The 15901-nt window shown below is 57.9% G+C and carries 14 protein-coding genes; all 14 read right to left on the reverse strand.

Features of this window, described 5'->3' with window-relative positions:
* Positions 1 to 968: 968 nt before the first annotated feature.
* The gene (locus K3169_RS21105) at positions 969 to 1370 is read right to left on the reverse strand and encodes a DUF2802 domain-containing protein (protein WP_122705966.1); all 402 of its coding nucleotides are present in this window, start codon (positions 1368 to 1370) and stop codon (positions 969 to 971) included.
* Complete coding sequence (locus K3169_RS21110; RefSeq protein WP_027898780.1) at positions 1371 to 1850, reverse strand: chemotaxis protein CheW; 480 nt, start codon at positions 1848 to 1850, stop codon at positions 1371 to 1373. It lies immediately after the preceding gene.
* Positions 1851 to 1907: 57 nt separating this feature from the next.
* Complete coding sequence (locus K3169_RS21115) at positions 1908 to 2810, reverse strand: CheW domain-containing protein (protein ID WP_122394631.1); 903 nt, start codon at positions 2808 to 2810, stop codon at positions 1908 to 1910.
* Positions 2811 to 2924: 114 nt separating this feature from the next.
* Positions 2925 to 3713, reverse strand: a complete 789-nt coding sequence (locus tag K3169_RS21120) for a ParA family protein (protein WP_027898778.1) — start codon at positions 3711 to 3713, stop codon at positions 2925 to 2927.
* A gap of 45 nt (positions 3714 to 3758) precedes the next feature.
* Positions 3759 to 4646: a flagellar motor protein MotD gene (gene motD / locus K3169_RS21125; protein WP_027898777.1), complete on the reverse strand. Its 888-nt coding sequence runs from the start codon at positions 4644 to 4646 to the stop codon at positions 3759 to 3761.
* Between the two features lie 6 nt (positions 4647 to 4652).
* Positions 4653 to 5393, reverse strand: a complete 741-nt coding sequence (locus tag K3169_RS21130) for a flagellar motor protein (protein WP_099267345.1) — start codon at positions 5391 to 5393, stop codon at positions 4653 to 4655.
* Entirely contained in the window at positions 5393 to 6592 is a 1200-nt protein-coding gene (cheB, locus tag K3169_RS21135) for a chemotaxis response regulator protein-glutamate methylesterase (protein ID WP_263267856.1), read from the reverse strand. The genes K3169_RS21130 and cheB overlap by 1 nt, the downstream gene beginning before the upstream one ends.
* Before the next feature lie 239 nt (positions 6593 to 6831).
* Positions 6832 to 9099 (reverse strand): chemotaxis protein CheA, encoded by a 2268-nt coding sequence (locus tag K3169_RS21140; RefSeq protein ID WP_263267857.1) that lies wholly within the window; start codon positions 9097 to 9099, stop codon positions 6832 to 6834.
* Positions 9100 to 9137: 38 nt separating this feature from the next.
* Positions 9138 to 9926 (reverse strand): protein phosphatase CheZ, encoded by a 789-nt coding sequence (locus K3169_RS21145; RefSeq protein WP_027898773.1) that lies wholly within the window; start codon positions 9924 to 9926, stop codon positions 9138 to 9140.
* Between the two features lie 19 nt (positions 9927 to 9945).
* Complete coding sequence (locus tag K3169_RS21150) at positions 9946 to 10320, reverse strand: chemotaxis response regulator CheY (RefSeq protein WP_176469940.1); 375 nt, start codon at positions 10318 to 10320, stop codon at positions 9946 to 9948.
* A gap of 289 nt (positions 10321 to 10609) precedes the next feature.
* Positions 10610 to 11350, reverse strand: coding sequence for an RNA polymerase sigma factor FliA (fliA, locus tag K3169_RS21155; RefSeq protein WP_027898771.1), 741 nt, complete (start codon positions 11348 to 11350; stop codon positions 10610 to 10612).
* The gene (gene fleN / locus K3169_RS21160; RefSeq protein ID WP_027898770.1) at positions 11347 to 12180 is read right to left on the reverse strand and encodes a flagellar synthesis regulator FleN; all 834 of its coding nucleotides are present in this window, start codon (positions 12178 to 12180) and stop codon (positions 11347 to 11349) included. The genes fliA and fleN overlap by 4 nt, the downstream gene beginning before the upstream one ends.
* Before the next feature lie 114 nt (positions 12181 to 12294).
* On the reverse strand, positions 12295 to 13623 hold the full coding sequence (gene flhF / locus K3169_RS21165) for a flagellar biosynthesis protein FlhF (protein WP_099267348.1): 1329 nt from the start codon (positions 13621 to 13623) through the stop codon (positions 12295 to 12297).
* Positions 13624 to 13634: 11 nt separating this feature from the next.
* Complete coding sequence (gene flhA, locus K3169_RS21170; RefSeq protein WP_122705960.1) at positions 13635 to 15764, reverse strand: flagellar biosynthesis protein FlhA; 2130 nt, start codon at positions 15762 to 15764, stop codon at positions 13635 to 13637.
* Positions 15765 to 15901 lie beyond the last annotated feature (137 nt).

Genomic DNA, 15901 nt, shown 5'->3' on the forward strand with positions numbered 1-15901 from the left:
CCGCACATCCTGAACCGTGGGCCGCCGCAATGGGCCATCCATGGCCCGGTGCGGCTAAACCGGCATCCTTGCCGGTTTACCCACACTTCAGAATCTGCGTTCGGCCAGCGTGATTAACGGGGCGCCTCAGATCAAAATCAACAGCGCGGCGGCCTGATAGCCGACCTGATGCGTGAACTTACCGATATTCGGTAGGAGCTGCCGAAGGCTGCGATTCGGTGTGTCATACGAAGAATGCGTTGGCTGTCGGGACGTCTCGCGAACAAGTTCGCTCCTACCGTTCGGCGGGAGTAAGCAAAACGCTCTTGCCCCAACACTCGGCACCTCGCTGTCGCTCGGTGTACCCGCCCGCAGATCCTGAACCGTGGGCCGCCGCAATGGGCCATCCATGGCCCGGTGCGGCTAAACCGGCATCCTTGCCGGTTTGCCCACGCTTCAGAATCTGCGTTCGGCCAGCCTGATTTAACGGGGCGCCTCAGATCAAAATCAACAGCGCGGCGGCCTGATAGCCGACCTGATGCGTGATCTTACCGATATTCGGTAGGAGCTGCCGAAGGCTGCGATGCGGTGTGTCAGATGAAGAATGCGTTGGCTGTCGGGACGTCTCGCGAACAAGTTCGCTCCTACCGTTCCGCGGTGAAACCGCTGTTTTTGATTTTGATCTTTGGCGCCCCGTTAAACCACGCCGGCCGTAATTCGATATTGCTGTGTGGGGCAAACCGGCAGGGATGCCGGTTTAGCCGCCTCAGGCCATGGATGGCCGGTGGCGGCGGCCCCACACAGCAATGTCGGATTACGGGCATGCCGAGCGACAGCGAGGCACCTAGTGGTGGGGGCACAGACTTTTTGGTTACTTTTGGGGCGTTTGCCAAAAGTGACCCGCCGTAAGGGCGGAACCATAGCTTCAGTTCAAAGAGATAATGGATATGTGCTCAGTACCAATGGGCCCGCGCAAGCGAACACCACCCTCACCCCTGATTATGACTATGCAGCTTGCTCATCAACTGAGCCTCTGCCTGAGTCAAACCACAAGCCTGAGTGAGTTCATCGACACTGGCGCCCATGCCAACCAGGCGTGCGGCCTGGGCGAAAGAAAGGGTTGATGGGTCACGCTGCTCCAATGCGGTGAGTTTGTCGGGCAAAGGCCCGACAGTCGCCCGCAGCTCGTGCAAGGCCTCACCCATTTTGACGGTACCGCTCTGGAAATGGTCCACCCGCCTGGCCAGCTCCCGAAAGCGCTGATCACGTAAAACGTCCAGCTCTTCCCTTTTCAGTTCGAGCTGGCGCTGACGCTTGGTGTATGTGATGAACCAACCCAGGGTCACTACCCAGAGAATCCCCAGGAAAATGACAGCTACCTCAAGCATCAATCAGATGTTCTCCAGCTCGGACCACTCTTCTTCGGACATCATCTTGTCCAGTTCGACAAGGATCAACAGCTCGCCGTTCTTGTTGCAGACGCCCTGAATGAACTTGGCGGATTCGTCGTTACCCACGTTTGGTGCAGTTTCCACCTCAGACTGACGCAGGTAAACCACTTCAGCAACGCTGTCGACCAGAATACCGACCACTTGCTTGTCAGCTTCGATGATCACGATACGAGTGTTGTCGCTGACTTCAACCGGGTCCAGACCAAAACGCTGACGCGTGTCGATCACGGTCACGACGTTACCGCGCAGGTTGATGATACCCAGCACGTAGCTTGGAGCACCCGGTACGGGAGCGATTTCGGTGTAGCGCAGCACTTCCTGAACCTGCATCACGTTGATGCCGTAAGACTCGTTATCCAGGCGGAAAGTAACCCACTGCAGAATAGGATCTTCGGAACCTTGTGCGGACGACTTCTTCATAACCCCAACCCCTCGCGTGTGTGCTGTGCAGGAGGCGTGCTGTACGCCCCCTCTTGATTATTTGGTTTTGTGCATCTGCTTGACCGCGCCACTGGCTATCAACTCGGCCAACTCTGAAACATCCAGCAAGGCGCACATGTGCTCTATCACTGTGCCCGCCAACCAGGGACGTTGCCCTCGCTGGGTACGCCATTTGATCTCCTTTGGGTCAAGGCGTAGCGAGCGACTGACCTGATGCACCGCCAACCCCCACTCGTAGCCTTGAACCGAAATTACGTACTGCAAGCCCTGGCGAAAATCATCGCGATAGCGATCCGGCATGATCCAGCGCGCGGTATCCAGGACTTTCAGGTTACCGCTCTGGCTCGGCAGGATTCCGAGGAACCATTCCGGCTGACCAAACAGCGGCGTCAAATCATGTCCGGCCAAGGGATAAATCGACCCCAGGCAAACCAACGGTACTGCCAGCGTCAAACCGGCCACATCAAACAACAGGCATTCGAACGGCTCTTCTGCCCATGCAGGTCGGCCGTCGCTGGCAGGCGGCGGCGTGGGTGTGCCATGGGCGGTTGCCAGATGCACGTCGGCAACCGGCTCAATCAACTCAACCTCTTGCACCGGAACCACTTCCGCGACTTCCGGCACCACTTCGACTTCAACCCGCGCCACCACTGGAGCCGCAACCGGCACGACCACTGGCGCAGCGACTGCAACCGGCACAGCGACAGGCGCAGGTGCGGCAACGGCCACCGCTATCGGTGTCGCCAGCGCCTGCATGCGCTTGTCATGTTCCTGCTCCTCACGCACCGCTGCTTCGAAATCATCCTCAGCCGAGAACTGCGGTTCGGCTGGCAATACTTCGGGCAAATCTTCGGTGGCGTCCTGAAGCAGCGCATCCAGATAAGACTGCAGCGCCAACTGCGGTCGTGTTGCTATCTCTACAGGCCGATTCAGGTTCATACAGGTGCCACACAATGATTGACGCGTTTACCGCTTGAAAGAGTTATCGGCCAATGTAAGCCCCGACTTGAATGGATCTGTGTGCCCGCTGCAAATAAAGATGACATGCTCATGTCAGGCCACCTGCGCCATGAGTTGTTCGGACAGCAAATGCTTGAGCAGTGCCCGATAAGCCAGCACCGCGCGACTTTTGTTATCAAACTGCGAAGGCGTCACGCCCTTGCGACTGGCGTCTCGTAAACGGGTATCCACCGGCACATAGGCTTTCCAGACGTGCTCGGGGAAACTGTCGCGCAGGAATTTAAGGGTGCCCATGGAGGCCTGGGTACGTCGGTCGAATAAGGTCGGCACGATGGTGTACGGCAATGGGACCTTGCGCGAACGGTTGATCATCGCCAGCGTGTTCACCATGCGCTCCAGACCTTTGACGGCGAGAAACTCGGTCTGCACCGGGATCACCAGTTGCTGACTGGCCGCCAATGCATTGACCATCAACACGCCCAGCAACGGAGGGCTGTCGATTAACGCGTAATCGAATTCCTGCCAAAGCTGCGCCAGGCTTTTGGCGATGACCAGGCCCAGGCCATTCTGGCCGGGTGACTGGCGCTCAAGCGTTGCCAGCGCAGTGCTCGACGGCAGCAACGAAATACGTTGATCGCTGGTGGGTAACAGCAACTGACCTGGCAGGCCGTCCGGAATGCTGCCCTTGTTCAAAAACAGGTCATAGACACTGTGTTCAAGGGTGTCCGGGTCGTGACCGAAATAACTGGTCATCGAGCCATGGGGATCCAGATCGACCACGACCACGCGCTTGCCCGCCTCGGCCAACAGCCCGGCTAACGCGATGGTGGAGGTGGTTTTACCAACGCCACCTTTTTGATTGGCTACTGCCCAGACTCTCATGTGTGCTCTTCCTCCCGCCATGGCGGTGGCCATACCGAGAAACGACTATCGTACGGGTGACGAAGAATTGACGGTATTGCTGCGCACCGCCGGGTTGACAGGCGCAGGTGCAGTTTGTGTGCCAGCACGGCGCAATGCAGCATCCGGTTGCGCATTGGCTGAACCGGAAGCGGTCAGGCTGCGACGCACATCAAGATTACGGGAGATCACCAGCACGACCCGGCGATTGCGGCCACGCCCTTCCGCCGTAGCGTTGGAAGCCACAGGCTGGAACTCGCCATACCCAACGGAAGCCATACGGGCCGGGTTCAAGCCTTCCATCGCCAGCATGCGCACGATGCTAGACGAGCGCGCCGAAGACAGTTCCCAGTTGGTCGGGAACTGGGAAGTGCTGATCGGCTGATCATCGGTAAAGCCCTCGACATGAACCGGGTTGTCGAACGGCTTGAGAATCTTGGCGACTTTTTCAATGATCGTGAACGCCTTGTCACTGGGGATGGCGTCCCCGCTGCCGAACAGCAGGCCGGAACTGAGCTCGATTTCGATCCACAGTTCGTTGCCACGCACCGTCATCTGATTGGACTTGATCAGGTCACCGAAACCATCACGCACTTCATCGGCAATTTCCTTGAGCGGGTCGGTCACGTTCTGGCCAATGCCCGCATCGACTTGCTCACTGTCCTTGACCAACGGCTCGGCCGGCTTGACCGATAAAGGACGCTGCTCGCCAATGGGAATCGGCTTCATGCTGCGCTCGGGTTCGTTGAACACGCCCACCAGCGCTTCGGAAAGGATTTTGTACTTGCCTTCGTTGACCGAAGAAATCGAGTACATCACGACAAAGAAGGCAAACAGCAGCGTGATGAAGTCCGCATAGGACACCAGCCAGCGCTCGTGATTTTCGTGCTCTTCGGGTCGACGACGTCGAGCCATGGCGTATTACTCCATGAAGCCTTGCAGCTTGAGTTCGATGGAGCGCGGGTTTTCACCCTCGGCAATGGACAGCAGACCTTCGAGAAGCATTTCGCGATAGCGCGACTGACGCAGGGCGATGCTCTTGAGCTTGTTGGCAACCGGCAACAGGATCAGGTTGGCCGAAGCCACGCCATAAATAGTAGCGACGAAAGCCACGGCAATACCGCTGCCCAGCTGGCTCGGATCAGCGAGATTGCCCATGACGTGGATCAGGCCCATGACGGCGCCGATGATGCCGATGGTAGGCGCATAGCCGCCCATGCTTTCAAAGACTTTGGCGGCCTGGATATCACGATGCTCCTGGGTCATGAAATCCACCTCCAGGATGCTGCGAATCGCTTGTGGTTCAGCACCGTCAACCAACAACTGCAGGCCTTTACGGGCATAGCTGTCAGGCTCAGCATCGGCCACCGACTCAAGGCCGAGCAAGCCTTCCTTGCGGGCGGTCATGCTCCAGTTGATGACCCGGTCGACACCACTCGCCAGGTCAATGCGTGGCGGGAAGAGAATCCAGACAGCAATCTGAATGGCACGCTTGAACGCGCTCATCGGTGCCTGCAGCATCGACGCCGCCAGCGTACCGCCAATCACGATCAAGGCCGCAGGACCATTGAGCAAGGCGGACAGATGCCCACCTTCCAGATAGTTACCGCCGACAATTGCAACGAACGCGAGGATGATACCGATCAGACTCAAAACATCCATCAGACACACGCCTCCACGAGGTGCCGGCCGATATCGTCCAGACTGTAAATCGCGTCAGCCAGATCAGCTTTGACGATCGCCATTGGCATGCCGTAGATCACGCAGCTCGCTTCATCCTGAGCCCAGACGTGGCTACCGCCCTGCTTGAGCAGACGCGCACCTTCGCGGCCGTCTGCACCCATGCCGGTCAGCACTACGGCCAATACCTTGTCACCGTAGGATTTGGCCGCCGAACCGAAGGTAATGTCTACGCACGGCTTGTAATTCAGACGCTCGTCGCCCGGCAGGATCTTCACCGAACCACGGCCGTCAATCATCATTTGCTTGCCGCCTGGCGCCAGTAGCGCAAGGCCTGGACGCAGAATGTCGCCATCCTCCGCTTCCTTGACGCTGATCTTGCACAGCTTGTCCAGACGTTCAGCGAAAGCCTTGGTAAACGCTGCGGGCATGTGCTGAATCAACACGATCGGCGCAGGAAAACTGGCAGGCAGCTGGGTCAGTACGCGTTGCAAGGCAACCGGACCGCCTGTCGAGGTGCCGATAGCGACCAGCTTGTAGTTCTTGCGTTTCGGTGTCCCTGACAACGGCGGGTGCGAGCTGCTTGCCGCCGGAGCTGGCGCGGCTGTCGCACGCGGGGTTATCGGCCGCGCTGGAGCCGGAGTCGGACTTGTAGTTCTGTTGGTGACCGGAGTCGCAGCCGGCGCATGGGCCGGGCTGTGAATCGGTGCATGAGACGACGCATGAGTCGGAGATGAGACGGGAGCTGCCACGGGCGCAGCAGAACCGCTCAAGCCGCGGCGATTACTGCGCGAAATGCTGTGGACTTTTTCGCACAGCAGTTGCTTGACCTTCTGCGGGTTACGCGAAATGTCTTCGAAATTCTTGGGTAGGAAATCCACCGCGCCGGCGTCCAGTGCATCCAGCGTAACGCGGGCACCTTCGTGAGTCAGCGAGGAGAACATCAGCACCGGGGTTGGACTGCGCTGCATGATCTGGCGAACGGCGGTAATGCCGTCCATCATGGGCATTTCGTAGTCCATGGTAATCACGTCAGGCTTGAGCGACAGCACCAGATCAATCGCTTCCTTGCCGTTGCTCGCAGTACCGACAACCTTGATGTTTGGGTCTGAAGAAAGAATTTCCGTGACGCGGCGGCGGAAGAAACCGGAGTCATCCACCACCAATACCTTGACTACCATAAACACTCCATTACAGGCTGCACGGAAACGACTGCGCTGTGCGACATGCCTTTGAAGCGCGATTCGGGCGATGACAACAAATCGACCGAACGCATCCCAAAGGGCCACGAGACGCATACGCTCTATTGCCAGCTACGCACGCGACTCGACGTTGTTGTTATTGCCTTCTCGTGCATTCGCAGCGTTTCGACACAACCTGACCAGGCGCCACAGGCAGTTGCCTGCCGGTGGCACCAGAATCAAATACGCCGTGCGGCGTACCGCTTGAGCATACTCGGCACATCGAGAATCAAGGCAATGCGACCGTCACCGGTGATGGTGGCGCCTGACATGCCAGGCGTTCCCTGCAGCATTTTGCCCAGAGGCTTGATGACCACTTCTTCCTGGCCGACCAGTTGATCGACAACGAAGCCGATCCGCTGAGTGCCCACGGAAAGAATCACCACATGCCCTTCATGCTGTTCTTCATGGACGGCCGAACTGACCAGCCAGCGCTTGAGGTAGAACAGCGGCAGCGCCTTGTCACGCACGATCACGACTTCCTGACCATCGACGACGTTGGTGGTCGACAGGTCAAGGTGGAAGATCTCGTTGACGTTGACCAGCGGGAAAGCGAAGGCCTGGTTGCCCAGCATCACCATCAGGGTCGGCATGATCGCCAGGGTCAACGGCACCTTGATGACGATCTTCGAGCCCTGGCCCTTGGTCGAGTAGATGTTGATCGTACCGTTGAGCTGGGCAATCTTGGTTTTCACCACATCCATGCCCACACCACGACCCGATACGTCGGATATCTCGGTCTTGGTCGAGAAGCCCGGTGCGAAGATCAGGTTGTAGCAGTCGGTATCGCTCAGACGATCTGCAGCATCCTTGTCCATCACGCCACGCTTGACCGCAATCGCGCGCAGGACGTTAGGGTCCATTCCCTTGCCGTCATCGGAGATCGACAACAGGATGTGGTCGCCTTCCTGCTCGGCAGAGAGAATGACGCGACCGCCACGGGGCTTGCCGGATGCTTCGCGCTCTTCCGGTGTTTCCACACCGTGGTCAACCGCGTTACGCACCAAGTGGACCAGTGGATCGGCAAGCGCCTCGACGAGGTTCTTGTCCAGGTCGGTTTCTTCACCCACCAGTTCAAGGTTGATTTCTTTCTTGAGCTGACGAGCCAGGTCGCGAACGAGTCGCGGGAAGCGACCGAAGACTTTCTTGATCGGCTGCATCCGGGTCTTCATCACCGCGGTCTGCAAGTCGGCCGTTACCACATCCAGGTTGGAAACCGCCTTGGACATGGCTTCGTCGCCGCTATTGAGACCCAGGCGAACCAGACGGTTACGCACCAGCACCAGTTCGCCGACCATGTTCATGATCTCGTCCAGGCGCGCGGTATCGACCCGCACGGTGGTTTCCGCTTCTGAAGCGACCGGCTTTTCAGCAGGTGGCGCAGCCGGTTTGGCAGGCGCGGGAGCAGGCGTCGCGGCCTTGGCGGGCGCTGGTGCAGCAGCCGGAGCAGGCTTCGCCGCTGGTGCCGCGGCTTTGGCAGGTGCTGCAACGGCGGCCGCAGGCGCAGCAGTCGCGACGGCTGTTGCTGCTATTTCCGGCTCGAACTTGCCCTTGCCGTGCAGCTCATCGAGCAAGGCCTCAAATTCGTTGTCGGTGATTTCGTTGTTCTTGCCAGCCGATGCAGCCCCGGCAGCAGCAGGCGCTGACGCAACTGCGGTAGCGGCTGGAGACACCACTGCGGTGGCATCGAACGAACCTTTGCCGTGCAACTGATCAAGCAGCGCTTCGAATTCATCGTCGGTGATATCACCGCTTTGAGCCTTGCCAGCCGGTGCTGCAGCGACCGGAGCGGCAGCAGGTGCCGCGTCAGGCGCAAACTGACCTTTGCCATGCAACTGGTCGAGCAGCGATTCGAATTCCGAGTCGGTGATTTCGTCAGTTGCAGCTCCGCCCGTAGCAGCCGGTGCGGCAACAACCGGTGGTTGCTCCTTGGCGGCATTGAGCGAATCAAGCAGGTTTTCGAATTCGGTATCGGTGATCTCGTCGGAAGCCGCTTCAGCGACAGCTTCGACAGGTGCCTCCTCCACGACTTCAGCAGCGGGCGCTTCGTCAGCAGACGCAGGCTCTGCCAGACGCGCCAGGGCAGCCAGCAATTCCGGTGTTGCCGGAGTCACTTCACTGCGCTCACGCACTTGGCTGAACATTGCGTTGACCGCATCCAGCGCTTCAAGGACCACGTCCATCAGTTCCGAGTCTACGCGACGCTCACCCTTTCGCAGGATGTCGAAGACGTTCTCGGCGATGTGGCAGCACTCCACCAGCTCATGGAGCTGGAGGAAGCCGGCGCCCCCTTTTACAGTGTGAAAACCGCGAAAAATTGCATTGAGCAGATCTGCGTCATCCGGTCGGCTTTCCAGCTCGACCAACTGTTCAGACAACTGCTCGAGAATTTCGCCGGCCTCTACCAGAAAATCCTGAAGGATCTCTTCATCGGCGCCGAAGCTCATTGGGGTGCTCCCTAAAATTAACCGTCAACAGACCAGACTTAGAAGCCCAGGCTCGATAGCAGATCGTCTACATCGTCCTGTCCGGACACAACGTCTTCCCGTTTATCGGCATGAATCTGCGGACCTTCACCCTGTTTGATATGTTTTTCTGGATCTTTTTCTGCGCGGATGGATTCGTCGTCATGTTCGATGCCCGCAAAGCGGTCCACATGACTGGCCATGAGCACCAATTTGAGCAGATTGCTCTCGACTTCAGTGACCAACTGCGTGACGCGCTTGATCACCTGACCGGTGAGGTCCTGGAAGTCCTGAGCCAGCAGAATGTCGTTGAGGTGAGAGGAAACCTGGTGGGTATCCTTTTCAGTGCGCGTCAAGAAACCATCGACACGACGCGCCAGCTCACGAAACTCATCAGCGCTGACCTCACGGCGCATGAAACGCCCCCAGTCCGCACTCAAGGCCTTGGCCTCGTCGTTCAGACTGTGCATCAGCGGGGTGCTTTCTTCGACCAGGTCCATGGTGCGGTTGGCCGCGTTTTCCGTGAGCCTGACGACATACGACAGGCGCTCGGTGGCATCCGTGATCTGGGACACCTCTTCGGCTTGCGGCATGTTCGGGTCAATCTGGAAGTTGACGATCGCGCTGTGCAACTCGCGCGTCAGCTTGCCGATTTCTTGATACAGGCCACGATCCCGAGCCTGGTTGAGCTCATGGATCAGTTGCACGGCGTCGCCGAAACGGCCTTTTTCAAGGCTCGCCACCAGCTCGGTTGCGTGTTTTTTCAGGGTCGATTCAAACTCGCCCATTGACGTTTCGTTGTTCTCCATAAAGCCCTCGCGGCATACATCAGCTATTTACGCGCTCAAAGATCTTGTCGATCTTTTCTTTCAGCGCCTGAGCCGTGAATGGCTTGACGACATAACCGTTGACGCCGGCCTGAGCCGCTTCAATGATTTGGTCGCGCTTGGCTTCTGCGGTCACCATCAACACCGGAAGGTGCTTGAGGCGCTCATCGGCACGCACTTTACGCAGCAGGTCGATACCAGTCATGCCAGGCATGTTCCAGTCCGTTACCAGAAAGTCAAAGGAACCACTTTCCAGCATCGGCAACGCGGTAAGCCCGTCATCGGCTTCGGACGTGTTGGTGAAGCCCAGATCACGCAGCAGGTTTTTAATGATCCGCCGCATCGTTGAGAAGTCATCAACGATGAGGATTTTCATGTTCTTGTCCAATTCGACCTCCAAGCAGTCTTTGACGCGTTCAGCACCTGAACGCGCTGTTCAATCAATACCGGCACAGCTCACATCGGCTGCACGTAAACGACGGGCTTGGCAAATCAACAACTATGGAAACCGCACAGCAAATCCACGGACTGCATGAAAGCTATTGCTTTTAACAGTCCGTGGCGCGAATGCCTGTATGGCTCCAGCCTTGTCCACTGTCCCACGTAACGCTTTGCACAGCCTGCTCACACGAGACACACAATCACCAGGGATTGCGTACCACCTGTCAACGCGCTCGCCACTCTCCCAAACGCCCTCGTAAACGAGCTGCGCACTGGCTGTGTAACTGGCTGACTCGAGATTCGCTGACCCCCAGGACCTCACCGATTTCCTTGAGGTTCAGCTCCTCGTCATAGTACAGCGCCAAAACCAGACGTTCACGCTCCGGCAAGTTGGCAATTGCATCCGCCAACGCAGCCTGGAAACGTTCATCTTCCAGGTCGCGCGACGGCTCAAGCGAACCGCTTGCGCCATCCTCATGCAGTCCTTCATGTTCGCCGTCCTGCAAGAGGTCGTCGAAACTGAAGAGGCGACTGCCCAAGGTATCGTTCAAAATCCCGTAATAATCATCGAGACTCAATTGGAGTTCGGCCGCAACCTCGTGATCTTTAGCGTCACGGCCGGTTTTTGCTTCAATTGAGCGAATTGCGTCACTCACCATGCGCGTATTGCGGTGAACCGAGCGAGGAGCCCAGTCTCCCTTGCGCACTTCATCGAGCATCGCACCCCGGATTCGAATCCCGGCATACGTCTCGAAACTGGCACCCTTGGTGCAATCGTACTTGGTGGAAACTTCCAGCAAGCCGATCATCCCCGCCTGAATCAAGTCTTCGACCTGAACACTGGCAGGCAGGCGCGCCAATAAATGGTAAGCAATGCGCTTGACCAGCGGAGCATACCGCTCGATCAACTCATATTGCGAGTTTCGGGACGCTTTGCTGTACATCTGATAGCCGCTCGCGGTCATTGAACAGGCCCTGCACTTGTCTGGTAAACCAGTCGCTCAACGAAGAACTCAAGATGTCCACGTGGGTTGGCAGGCAGCGGCCAGGTATCGACCTTCTGCGCAATGGCCTTGAATGCCAGCGAACATTTAGAGCGTGGGAAAGCTTCGTATACGGCGCGTTGTTTCTGGACGGCCTTACGCACACATTCGTCGTAAGGCACTGCACCGACATACTGCAAAGCGACGTCCAGGAAGCGGTCAGTCACCTTGGTCAACTTGGCGAACAGGTTGCGCCCTTCCTGCGGACTCTGGGCCATGTTGGCCAGGACCCGGAAACGGTTCATACCGTAATCGCGATTGAGCAACTTTATCAGGGCGTAGGCGTCAGTGATGGAAGTGGGCTCATCGCACACCACCAGCAAGACTTCCTGAGCAGCCCGGACAAAGCTGACCACCGACTCGCCGATACCGGCGGCCGTATCGATGACCAGCACGTCAAGATTGTCGCCAATGTCACTAAATGCCTGGATCAGGCCGGCGTGCTGCGCCGGGCTCAGATGAACCATGCTCTGCGTGCCGGAGGCAGCAGGCACGATCCGGATCCCGCCCGGGCCTTGCAACAAAACGTCGCGCAGCTCACAACGACCCTCCATCACATCGGCGAGGGTGCGTTTAGGCGTCAGCCCCAGAAGGACATCGACATTCGCCAGGCCAAGGTCGGCGTCCAGCAACATGACGCGCCGGCCGAGTTCGGCCAAGGCCAGTGAAAGGTTCACTGACACGTTAGTCTTACCGACGCCACCTTTGCCGCCGGTCACCGCGATCACCTGTACGGGATGCATGCTGCCCATTTAATTCTTTACCTTGTCTTGCGTAGACCGAAGCCAGATTGCAGGCGACACGCTCAATGAAGAGCAATGCCAGGCAGACCACCGATGCAGGTAACTCTCAATAGTTCGCTTCACTTAACCGACCCGTTTGTTGGGGTTGTGGTAAAGGTCGGCGAACATATCCGCCATGGCCTCTTCGCTTGGCTCTTCTTGCATCTGCACGTTGACCGCGCGTGTCACCAATTGGTGGCGGCGTGGAATGTGAAGATCGTCAGGAATTCTAGGCCCATCAGTGAGATAGGCAACAGGCAGCTCATGACTGATCGCAAGACTGAGCACTTCACCCAGGCTGGCGGTTTCGTCCAGCTTGGTCAGGATGCATCCGGCCAGACCACAGCGTTTGTAGCTGTGATATGCAGCAGTCAGCACCTGTTTCTGGCTGGTGGTTGCCAGGACCAGATAATTACGGGATTTGATACCGCGCCCTGCCAGACTTTCCAGCTGCATGCGCAACGCCGGATCACTGGCTTGCAGGCCCGCGGTATCGATCAACACGACGCGCTTGCGCAACAGCGGATCAAGCGCTTGCGCCAGCGACTGGCCAGGATCGACGTGAGTCACCGGTACGTTGAGGATACGGCCCAATGTCTTGAGCTGCTCCTGAGCGCCGATACGGAAACTGTCCATGCTGACCAGAGCGATATTCTGTGCGCCGTACTTGAGTACGTAGCGCGCTGCCAGCTTGGCCAGCGTGGTGGTCTTGCCCATGCCAGCCGGGCCGACCATGGCAATCACACCGCCCTCTTCAAGCGGCTCGACGTCCGGCACTTCAATCATGCGCGCCAGGTGGGCCAGCAACATGCGCCAGGCCTGACGTGGCTCGTCGATATCAGGGATCATTTCCAGCAAGTCGCGGGACAACGGGCCAGACAAGCCGACACGTTGCAGACGACGCCACAGGTTGGCCTGGGCCGGACGACTGCCCTGCAACTGATTCCACGCCAGGGAGCCGAGCTGGACTTCCAGCAGCTCACGCAGGCCATTCAATTCGAAACGCATCGAGTCGTAACCGCGCTGACCACCAGCAGGTGCCGCCGGAGCAGCCTGCGGCTGTGCGGAGGGACGTGGCGGCTCTTCCAGAGTCGGCTCGATGTGGGTGTCAGCGGTGCTCAATGGCAAACCGGCAAACAACTGGCGATTGGTCGCGCCGTCGCTGTCGCTGCGGTTGTTCAGTTCTGCCTGGGCCGAGACGATGCGCGACTGGGTTTTGCGCAACTCGTCCTCGAGCTCGATATTAGGCACACGAGGTGCGAGCGCGGACAGTTTGTAATCCAGAGCGGCAGTCAGCTCTACGCCACCGGCAATGCGCCGGTTACCGATGATGGCCGCTTCTGCGCCCAGCTCATCACGAACCAGTTTCATGGCTTGACGCATATCGGCGGCGAAAAATCGCTTAACTTGCATGACTCACTACCTCAGCCGTTAGGCCCGACAGTCGCTACGATGGTTACTTGCTTGTTGTCAGGAATTTCCTGATACGCCAACACGTGCATATTTGGTACAGCCAACCGTCCAAACCGCGACAGCATGGCCCGAACCGGGCCTGCTACCAGCAGAATCACTGGTAAGCCTTGCATCTCTTGACGCTGGGCGGCGTCGATCAGCGAACGCTGAAGTTTTTCCGCCATGCTTGGTTCAAGGAGAACGCCTTCTTCCTGACCCTGACCAGCCTTCTGAAGACTATTGAGCAATATCTGTTCCAACCTTGGCTCCAGCGTGATAACTGGTAGCTCCGGCTCAATGCCTACAATGCTTTGGACGATTGCGCGGCTCAATCCGACCCGGACTGCAGCCACCAGCGCGGCGGTATCTTGACTCCGCTGAGCGTTGTTGGCGATAGCTTCGGCGATGGTGCGGATGTCCCGCACAGGAACCTGCTCGGCCAACAGCGCCTGCAACACCTTGAGCAAGGCAGACAACGACAGAATGCCTGGAACCAGCTCATCAGCGAGCTTGGGCGAGCTTTTAGCCAGCAATTGCATCAGTTGCTGCACTTCCTCATGACCAATCAGCTCATGAGAGTGCTTGTAAAGAATCTGGTTGAGGTGAGTCGCGACCACCGTACTGGCGTCAACCACGGTATAACCGAGAGACTGAGCCTGGCTGCGCTGGCTGATTTCGATCCAGACGGCTTCCAGACCAAACGCCGGGTCCTTGGCGGTAATACCATTGAGCGAACCGAACACCTGACCCGGGTTGATGGCCAGCTCGCGATCCGGATAAATCTCCGCCTCAGCCAGCGTGACACCCATCAGCGTCAAACGATAGGCGCTGGGAGCCAGGTCCAGGTTGTCGCGAATGTGTACGGTCGGCATCAGGAAGCCCAGCTCTTGAGAGAGCTTCTTGCGCACGCCCTTGATCCGCGCCAGCAGTTGACCACCCTGATTACGGTCTACCAGCGGAATGAGGCGATAGCCCACTTCCAGGCCGATCATGTCGATGGGGGTTACATCATCCCAGCCCAGCTCTTTGGAATCCTGAATACGCGTCGGGGAAGGCAGCATTTCCTGCTGACGCTTGACCTCTTCCAGCGCGACGACCTTGACCTGATTCTCTTTCTTCCACAGCAGGTAGCCAATGCCGCAAGCGACAAGGCCCAGACTTATGAAGGAAAAGTGCGGCATGCCTGGCACGAGGCCCATCACGATCATGATCGCGCCAGACACACCCAGCGCTTTCCAGGAAGTGAACATCTGGCGGTTGATCATCTTGCCCATTTCTTCCGAACCGGAAGCACGGGTCACCATGATCGCTGCGGCGGTGGACAAAAGCAGTGATGGCAATTGCGCCACCAAACCGTCACCGATGGTCAGCAAGGTGTAAATCTTGCCGGCGTCAGCAAATGTCATGTTGTGCTGCAGCATACCCACGAGCATGCCGCCAATCAGGTTGATGAAGAGAATCAACAGACCGGCAATGGCGTCACCACGAACGAACTTGCTGGCACCGTCCATGGAACCGTAGAACTCGGCTTCCTGAGCGACTTCAAGACGGCGACGCTTGGCTTCAGGCTGGTCGATCAGACCGGCGTTCAAGTCGGCGTCGATTGCCATTTGCTTACCGGGCATGGCGTCCAGGGTGAAACGCGCGCTCACCTCGGAGATCCGTCCGGCACCTTTGGTGATTACCACGAAGTTGATGATCATCAGGATGGCGAATACCACGATACCGACGACGTAGTTACCGCCGATGACCACTTCACCAAACGCTTGAATCACTTTACCGGCAGCGGCGTGACCGTCCTGACCGTGCAGCATGACCACACGTGTGGAGGCAACGTTGAGCGCCAGCCTCAATAAGGTGGCGACCAGGAGGATGGTCGGGAATACCGAGAAGTCGAGTGGACGCAGTGCGTACACACAGACCAGCAGAACCACGATGGACAGCGCGATGTTGAACGTGAAGAACACGTCCAGCAGGAACGGCGGGATGGGCAACATCATCATTGCCATCATGACCAACAGCAGCAACGGAACGCCCAGCTGGCCGCGGCCGAGGCCTGCCAGATTGCTACGTGCGCTACTGATTAACTGAGAGCGTTCCACCGATTATTCACCTGCGCGCTAAATCAAAACTTTGACGCCGATGGCGACCTGATATGACCTATTGCAAGAAGCTTTCCAACTGTGGAATCGGTGATGAAATAGCGGGTGGGGTCTGTAAGAAAGTGTGAGATTTTTTG

The organism is Pseudomonas phytophila (genome assembly GCF_025643095.1).
Taxonomy (GTDB): domain Bacteria; phylum Pseudomonadota; class Gammaproteobacteria; order Pseudomonadales; family Pseudomonadaceae; genus Aquipseudomonas; species Aquipseudomonas quasicaspiana.